Raw genomic sequence first — 7,296 nt, 5'->3', positions numbered from 1 at the left:
CTCCGCCTTCCCCCAAAAGAAGTACAAGTACAACCTCAGTTCCTACGACAGCACCCTTCTACACTCCCGGCTCAAGGAAGAGGGCATCCTCGACGCCATACCCGGCTTTACAGCCTACGCCGCAGGCGCGACCTGCCCGTAGCCCGGGGCCACGGCGCCATGACGCCCGGGCCGAATCCTTGCGGGGATTCGACCCGGGCGTCCGGACAACAGCCGGGGCCTGCATGCCGCCCCGCCAGCCCCGCGCGCATCCTAGTAGTGCGGCGGCGCCTCGTCGGGCGGGGCGGCGGTGGTGGCGCCTACGGTGAACGCGGTTTGCAGGCGCGTGGCAACGGCCTGGAGCAGGCGCTCCACGGCATCGAGCTGCTTTTGTTGCGCGGCAAGCACGTCGGAGAGGTCCTCGATGGTCTTTTCCTGGAGGGCGACGGTTTCTTCCAGACGAATGATACGGTCTTCCATAGTCTCCTCCTTTGGGTTGGAGGCCGGGCCGGCCTAGCGCCGACGGGCCAGGGCCATGACGGCCTGGAACTCCTCGGGACGCACGGGCTGCACGGACAGGCGGCTGCCCTTGCGCAACAGCTCCATCGCGGCCAGGGCGGGCACGCCGCGCAGAAGCGCCAGGGGCAGCGGCGCGGCGAACTTCTCCACCAGCCGTATGTCCACCATATACCATAGTGGGCGCTCCTGGGAATGGCGCGGATCGAAGTGTCCGCCTTCGGGGTCCAGGGCGGTGTGGTCGGGATAGGCCCGGCTGGCGACCTCCGCCAGCCCGACGACGCCGGGGCTGGTGACGCTGTGATAGAAGAGCACGGGGTCGCCGGGGCGCATGGCGTCGCGCATGAAGTTGCGGGCCTGGAAGTTGCGCACCCCGTCCCAGGGGGTGGTCCGGCCGGGGGCGGCGGCCAGGTCGTCGATGGAAAAGCAGCCGGGCTCGGTCTTCACCAGCCAGTGGCCCGGGGCAGAGGGGGCGGTCATGAGGCGTCCTCCTCGGGGAAATGGGTTTCCAGGTAGGCGCGGAAAGCCTCTTCGGCGCGGGCGGCGTAAAGTTCCATACGCTTGCGCTTGCCGGCGCGCACACCCAGTTCGGGCATGAGGCCGAACTGGACGTTGGAAGGCTGGAAGTTCCTGGCCGGGGTGCGCAGATGCCCGAGCAGGGCGCCCAGGGCGCTTTGCGCTGGCGCCGGGGGCACCTCGCGCCCGGCCAGGCGCGCGGCCAGGCTCATGCCCAGCCACAGCCCGCAGGCTGCGGATTCCACATAGCCCTCCACCCCGGTGATCTGCCCGGCGAGATAGGTGCCGGGGCGCTGGCGCAGTTCCAGGGTGGCGGTCAGGGCCTGGGGCGCGTTGACATAGGTGTTGCGGTGGATGCTGCCCATGCGCTCGAACTCGGCGCGCTCCAGCCCGGGGATCATGCGGAACACCCGGCGCTGCTCGGGGTAGGTCAGCTTGGTCTGGAAGCCGACCATGTTGAAGCGGGTCCTGGCGCGGTTTTCGGCGCGCAGCTGGACCACGGCGTGGGCCTGCTTCCCGGTGCGCGGGTCGGCCAGGCCCACGGGCTTGAGGGGCCCGAAGAGCAGGGTCTTGTCGCCGCGCTCGGCCATGACCTCGATGGGCAGGCAGCCTTCGAAATGCATTTCGCGCTCGAACTCGCGGGGCTGGACCTTCTCGGCAGCGAGCAGGGCGTCCAGGAAGGCGCGGTACTGGGCCTCGTCCATGGGGCAGTTGAGGTAGTCGTCGTCCTCGGGGCGGTAGCGCGAACCCCAGTACGCCTTGTCCATGTCCACGGAATCGGCCTCGACGATGGGCGCGATGGCGTCGTAGAAGTACAGCCCCTGACCGCCCACAAGGCGGACCAGGTCCGCGGCCAGGGCGTCGGAAGCCAGGGGCCCGGCGGCCACGACCACGGCGTCGAAACCCTCCAGGGCCGGGTCGTCCAGGGCGGCGATCTCCTGGCGGCGGACGGTGATGCCCGGATGGCCCTGCACGGCGCGGGTTATCTCCTCGGAGAACAGGGCCCGGTCCACGGCCAGGGCCTTGCCCGCGGGCACGCGGGTGGCCTCGGCGCAGGCCATGACCAGGCTGCCCGCCCGGCGCATCTCGGCCTTGAGGCAGCCCACGGCGGTATCGGGCAGGTCGGAGCGCAGGGAGTTGGAGCAGACCAGCTCGGCCAGCCCGGCGCCGGTGTGCGCGGGGGTGGTGCGCCCGGGGCGCATCTCGAAGACGACGACGGCCACGCCCCGGCGGGCCAGCTGCCAGGCGCACTCGCACCCGGCCAGCCCGCCGCCGACCACGGCGACAGCATGTTGCGGCACTAGTACCTCGGTTGCTTGCGCATGGCGGCGAAAAAGGCCTCGGGCCCCCGGGCGGCCATGCGCTGGTTGTTGGCGCGCCAGCGCTCGTGCAGCGCGGGCGGCAGGTTGGTCCGGCGGCAGGGGAACTCCGGGCACTGGAAGCACCAGCGCACCCCGCGGGCCGCCGCGCAGTCCTTGACCCCGCACGACGACAGCAGGCAGCGCCCGCTGCGGCAGCCGGTGCACTGCCCGCCGCCCAGGCGGTCCAGCAGGCGCTCGAACCCGCCGTAGGCGCCAAAAGCGGGGTCCATGCCCGCGAAGCGCTCGGCCAGGGCCGCGAAGCCGCCCAGCTCGGCGCGCAACTCGCGCGCCAGCCGCGCTATGGCGCTGCCGGGGTTGGACAGGCAGCGCCCGCAGTCGAGCCCGCAAGGGGCCATGTCGTCCAGGGGGTCCGGCGCGCCGGGGCCCGGGTTCCGTTCGCTCATTGACATTGCCTCGGCCTCCCGTTCACTATGCGGGCGACCCGCCCAAGTATGACCGCTTCCCCCCAGCGAGGCAACCATGGACCTGCTCTGCATCCGCGACCTGGAAACGACGTTCCTCACGGACCGGGGCCCCGCCCGCGCCGTGGACGGGCTGTCCCTGGACGTGGGCCGCGGGCAGACCGTGGCCGTGGTCGGCGAGTCGGGCTGCGGCAAAACCATGCTGGCCCTGTCGGTGCTGCGGCTGGTGCCCGCGCCCGCCGGGCGCATCACCGGGGGGCGCGTGCTCTTCGACGGCACGGACCTCCTGGCCCTGCCCGAGGCGGCCATGCGCTCCATCCGCGGCAACCGCATCTCCATGATCTTCCAGGAACCCATGACCTCCCTGAACCCGGTGCTCCGGGTGGGCGAACAGATCGCCGAGGCCGTGCGCCTGCACCGGGGCCTGCGCGCGAAGGAGGCCCGCGAGGCGGCGGTGGAGATGCTGCGCCTGGTGGGCATTCCCGGCCCCGGGGAACGCGCCCAGGCCTACCCCCACGAACTGAGCGGCGGCATGCGCCAGCGGGTGGTCATCGCCATGGCCCTGGCCTGCGACCCCGAGCTGGTGCTGGCCGACGAGCCGACCACGGCCCTGGACGTGACCATCCAGGCCCAGATCCTGGACCTGATGATGGACCTGGGCCGGAGCCGGAACGCGGCGGTGCTGCTCATCACCCACGACCTGGGCATCGTGGCCCAGACCTGTTCGCGAGTGGCGGTCATGTATGCGGGGCAGGTGGTGGAGGAGGCCCCGGTGCCCGAGCTGTTCCGCGAGCCGCTGCACCCGTATACCCTGGGGCTGCTGCGCTCCCTGCCCGGGCCCGGGCGGCGCGGGCGCGAGCTGGAGCCCATCCCCGGCGTGGTTCCGGGGCTCACGGAGCTGCCCCGGGGCTGCCGCTTCCACCCGCGCTGCGCACGGGCCATGCCCCGCTGCCGCGAAGAAGCCCCGCCCATGCTGGCCCCGGCCCCGGGCCGCGGCGTGCGCTGCTGGCTGCACGCCTGAACCGGCCCCCGGCCCGCGTGCTCCGCGCCCTGCGGGCCTGCGACCCGCCGCCATCCGGCCCCTCCCGCCGCACCCCGGCGCCGCGCCGGGCACGATCCTTGCTCCTCCCGGGCCGTCCGGCCCCTGCCGGAAGATTTTGCCCATCGGCCACCAGGAGGATCCATGAGCATCTATGGCGTTTCGCACAACGGCGTCCTTGGCACGGTCAGCTTCCGCTCGCTGGAAGAGGACGGTGTGGATCCCGAATCCAAGAAGGCCCAGCGCGTGGACCGCGACGGCGACGGCAAGCCCGACACGCTGGACGGCATCACCCTGACCGAGATGGGGGTCAAGCTCTCGCAGCTGACCCGCGATTACCCGAACCTGAACGTGGTGGACACCATGAGCGCCGACCTGGAGCTGCTCAAGACCGGGTTCATGGAGTCGCTGGAGCAGCGGCTCCAGGCCGCCGGGGTCGATGTGGCCGAGGCGTTCACCCTGAAGGCCGACGAAAACGGCGACGTGCGCGTGAACGGCGCGCACCCCGACAAGGAGGCCATCGAGGCGGCCATCAACAACGACGCCCAGCTCAAGGAAGCCTTCGCCAAGATCACCGAGCAGGCCGGGCTGATCAGCAAGGTGCAGGCCAACGGGCGCTACATGTCCCTGCGCAAGGGCCTGGACGCCTACCTGCAGAACTCGGGGCAGTCGGGCTTCGACGGGACGTTCATGGTCAACCTGGCCGAGGGCGACATGCGCCTGGGGCTGGCCGGACTGCTGTAGGCCACGGGCCGCGCCTTCGCGGCCCTCGACGAAGGGCGGCGAAATGGGGTAGCATGCGCGCGGGCCCGATTGCGGGCCCGGCTGCACCCTTCGACCCCGGACGGCCATGTCGCTTTCGGCCCGCATCCTGCTCCTGCTGCTCCTGGCCCTGGCCTGGCCGGGCGTTCACGCCAGCCACGGCGCCCCCCTGGAGCTGACCCCCGAGGAGCGCCGCTGGCTGGCGGAGCACCCCGTGCTGCGCATGGGCGTGGGCACGAGCCTGCCGCCGTTCCAGTACATGGAAACCAGGCGCGGCCAGACCATCTTCAGGGGCATGGCCGCGGACTATGCGGCCCTGCTGGAACAGCGCCTGGGCGTTCGCCTGGAGCCCGTCCCGGGGGTGGACCTGCCCCGCGCCCTGGAGCTGGCCCGCTCCCGCGAGATCGACATCCTGCCCTGCGTGGCCGTGGACCAGGAGCGCAAGGGCTTCCTGCTGTTCAGCACCCCCTACATGTCCTACCCGCTGGTGATCCTCACCCGCGAGAACGCGCCCACCGTCAACGGAATCGACGGCCTGCGCGGCCGCAGTGTGGCCGTGGTCCGCAACCTGGCCAGCAGCGCCAGCTTCCAGGCGATCCTGGGGCTTACGGACCTGGAGGTCCGGCCCGTGGCCTCGACCCTGGACGCGCTGCGGCTGGTGGCCTCGGGCCAGGCCGACGCCTGCGCCGCCAACCTGGCCGTGGCCAGCTATCTCATACGCAACCACGAGCTGACGAACCTGCGGGTGGCCGCTCCCACAGGCTGGAGCCGCCAGGACCTGGCCGTGGGCGTGCGCAGCGACTGGCCCCTGCTGGCCAGCGCCGTGCAGAAGGCCCTGGACGACATCCCCCAGGAGGAGCGCGACACCATCGCCCTGCGCTGGATTTCCCTGGTCGACGACGACCCCCGGCGCCTGCGGCGGGCCCTGCACTGGACCCTGGGGCTGGCCCTGGCGGCGGCGCTGTGCGTGGGGGCGGTGCTGCTGTGGAACCGCCGTCTCGCCCGCGAGGTGGCCGAACGCCAGCGCGCCGAGGACGAGTTGCGCGCCAGCCGCAAGAACTACCGCGACCTGTTCCAGACCATGCAGACGGGCTTCGCCCTGCACGAGATCATCCTCGACGACCAGGGCCGCCCCCGGGACTACCGCTTCCTGGCCGTGAACCCGGCCTTCGAGCGCCTGACGGGCCTGGAGGACAAAAGCATCGCCGGGCGCACGGTGCGCGAGGTGCTGGACTCGGTGGAGCCGGCCTGGATCGAACGCTATGGCCGCGTGGCCCTCACGGGCGAGGCCGACTGCTTCGAGCAGTATTCCGGAGCCCTGGGCCGCTATTTCGAGGTGGTGGCCTACAGACCGGCCCCCGGGCAGTTCGCCACCCTGTTCACCGATGTCACCGAACGCAGGCGGGCGGCCATGCTCATGATGCAGTCGGAGAAGATGCTCTCCCTCGGCGGGCTCGCGGCGGGCATGGCCCACGAAATCAACAACCCCCTGGCGGGCATCCTGCAAAGCGCGCAGAACATCACGCGCCGCCTCGACCCGGGCATGCCCGCCAACGTCCAGGCGGCGCAGGAATGCGGCCTGGCCCTGGACGCGCTGCACCGCTACCTCCGGGCCCGGGGCATCGACCGGATGATCGAGGGCATCACTGCCTCCGGCGCCCGGGCCGCGAACATCGTCTCGTCCATGCTGTCCTTCAGCCGCCAGGAGGGCACCAGCCGCACCCCCTGCGACCTGGCCGCCGTGATCGAGGAAACCCTGACCCTGGCTGGCAGCGACTACGACCTGAAGCACAAGCACGGCTTCCACGAAATCCGCGTGGAACGCGACCTGCCTGCGGACCTGCCGCCCCTGCACTGCTCCCGGGTGCAGATCCAGCAGGTGCTGCTGAACCTCGTGCGCAACGCGGCCCACGCCCTGTCGGGCATGCGTCCGCCCAGCCCGGCCCCGGTGATCGGCATCCGCGCCCGGGCCGAGGCGGGCCAGATGAGCATCGAAGTGGCCGACAACGGGCCCGGGCTCTCGCCCGAAGCCAAGAAACGCATCTTCGAGCCCTTCTTCACCACCAAGCCCCCCGGCCAGGGCACGGGGCTCGGACTGTCCGTGTCCTATTTCATCATCACCCGCAACCACGGCGGCAGCTTCGAGGCCCGCTCCGACCCGGGCCAGGGCGCTCGGTTCATCATCCGCCTGCCCCTACAGCCCTAGCGCCGCGCCCCCGGGCCGGTGCCGGCCTGATGGGACGGCTTCACACGTTGTATAAATGGGCATACCCGCCAGGGCAGCTAGCGTATGCCAAATACACTAAGTCCACTGCTTATAAATCGAAAAACAAGGGCCGGGCAGAAGCGTGGATTCACTTTCGCATCCCCTTTCCTGCCCTGCAGTCGGCCTATCCGCATCCTGCGATGTTCAACGCAAAAAAACAGGCTCTTCGCCGCCATAGCATCGACGCGTGATCAGATCTCCAGGGAAGCGCAGTCGTTCGCCAAGGCCACGGGCAAATTTTGTAGAAACATGGCAACCCCGTGGTGCACCTGGTGAAACAGCCGAAAGAGGCGGCGCGGGGGATATGATTTTTGGTTTTTACATCCAGTCTGGGGAACGCTCTCAATGGCGGCCATCCTCCTTCTGGCAATCATCACCGGGTTTTTGCTCGGCTTTCCCCCGGCGCTCATGATCGGGCAATGGTTCAAGTGGCTG

Annotated in this window: 7 protein-coding genes; 3 read left to right on the top strand and 4 right to left on the bottom strand. The window is 70.5% G+C overall.

The window, feature by feature from the left end; all coding sequences use genetic code 11:
- Positions 1–252 precede the first annotated feature (252 nt).
- From M0P34_RS12250 to M0P34_RS12235, 4 genes are read right to left on the bottom strand one after another with little or no spacing between them, the layout of a single operon-like run.
- Complete coding sequence (locus M0P34_RS12250) at positions 253–459, bottom strand: SlyX family protein (RefSeq protein WP_291499531.1); 207 nt, start codon at positions 457–459, stop codon at positions 253–255.
- Positions 460–492: 33 nt separating this feature from the next.
- Entirely contained in the window at positions 493–975 is a 483-nt protein-coding gene (locus M0P34_RS12245) for an EVE domain-containing protein (RefSeq protein ID WP_291499530.1), read from the bottom strand.
- A complete protein-coding gene (gene trmFO / locus M0P34_RS12240) occupies positions 972–2,312 on the bottom strand; it encodes a methylenetetrahydrofolate--tRNA-(uracil(54)-C(5))-methyltransferase (FADH(2)-oxidizing) TrmFO (RefSeq protein WP_291499528.1) in 1,341 nt (446 codons plus the stop codon). Before trmFO ends, M0P34_RS12245 begins: the two co-directional genes overlap by 4 nt.
- Positions 2,312–2,776, bottom strand: a complete 465-nt coding sequence (locus M0P34_RS12235; RefSeq protein WP_291499526.1) for a DUF3795 domain-containing protein — start codon at positions 2,774–2,776, stop codon at positions 2,312–2,314. The genes trmFO and M0P34_RS12235 overlap by 1 nt, the downstream gene beginning before the upstream one ends.
- A 76-nt stretch (positions 2,777–2,852) precedes the next feature.
- Between M0P34_RS12235 and M0P34_RS12230 the strand changes: the two genes are divergently transcribed.
- The 3 genes from M0P34_RS12230 (at position 2,853) to M0P34_RS12220 (ending at position 6,801) form a co-directional block, all read left to right on the top strand.
- Entirely contained in the window at positions 2,853–3,815 is a 963-nt protein-coding gene (locus M0P34_RS12230) for an ABC transporter ATP-binding protein (RefSeq protein WP_291499524.1), read from the top strand.
- A 162-nt stretch (positions 3,816–3,977) separates the two neighbouring features.
- Positions 3,978–4,577, top strand: a complete 600-nt coding sequence (locus M0P34_RS12225; protein ID WP_291499522.1) for a hypothetical protein — start codon at positions 3,978–3,980, stop codon at positions 4,575–4,577.
- Between the two features lie 106 nt (positions 4,578–4,683).
- A complete protein-coding gene (locus M0P34_RS12220) occupies positions 4,684–6,801 on the top strand; it encodes a transporter substrate-binding domain-containing protein (protein WP_291499520.1) in 2,118 nt (705 codons plus the stop codon).
- The last annotated feature ends 495 nt before the right edge of the window (positions 6,802–7,296 follow it).

Origin of the sequence: Desulfocurvus sp. (assembly GCF_023230885.1) — a bacterium.
Lineage (GTDB): Bacteria > Desulfobacterota > Desulfovibrionia > Desulfovibrionales > Desulfovibrionaceae > Desulfocurvus.
Note: the sequence above shows the minus strand (reverse complement) of the source record. Positions and strands in the feature narration are given on the sequence as shown.